The sequence below is a fragment of the Oceanospirillum linum genome (genome assembly GCF_001995095.2).
In the GTDB taxonomy this organism is placed as follows: domain Bacteria; phylum Pseudomonadota; class Gammaproteobacteria; order Pseudomonadales; family Halomonadaceae; genus Oceanospirillum; species Oceanospirillum linum.
Genome location: NZ_MTSD02000099.1, coordinates 1 through 440, shown reverse-complemented (window position 1 = coordinate 440; position 440 = coordinate 1). Strand labels below are relative to the sequence as shown.

General features: G+C 58.6%; 1 protein-coding gene. It reads left to right on the top strand.

Translation table 11 applies throughout. The features are described from left to right. The coding region (locus tag BTA35_RS16815; RefSeq protein WP_161489891.1) for an aldolase/citrate lyase family protein at nucleotides 1-440 on the top strand (440 nt) is incomplete at both ends.

Below are 440 nucleotides of genomic sequence, written 5' to 3'. Positions count from 1 at the left end.
TTTGATCGGTATCGCCCTCGGTGCAGAAGACTATGTGCGCAACCTGCGTACAGAACGCTCCCCGGAAGGAACTGAACTGCTGTTCGCACGCTGTTCCATTTTGCAGGCCGCGCGCTCTGCGGGTATTCAGGCGTTCGATACCGTCTATTCCGACGCTAACAACGAAGCCGGATTTCTGCAAGAAGCCGCCCACATCAAACAGCTGGGCTTTGACGGCAAATCGCTGATCAACCCGCGTCAGATTGATCTGCTGCACAACCTCTACGCACCGACCCAGAAAGAAGTGGATCACGCCCGACGCGTCGTAGAAGCCGCTGAAGCCGCCGCTCGCGAAGGCCTCGGCGTGGTTTCCCTGAACGGCAAGATGGTGGACGGTCCGGTTATCGATCGCGCCCGTCTGGTGCTCTCCCGTGCAGAACTTTCCGGCATCCGCGAAGAAT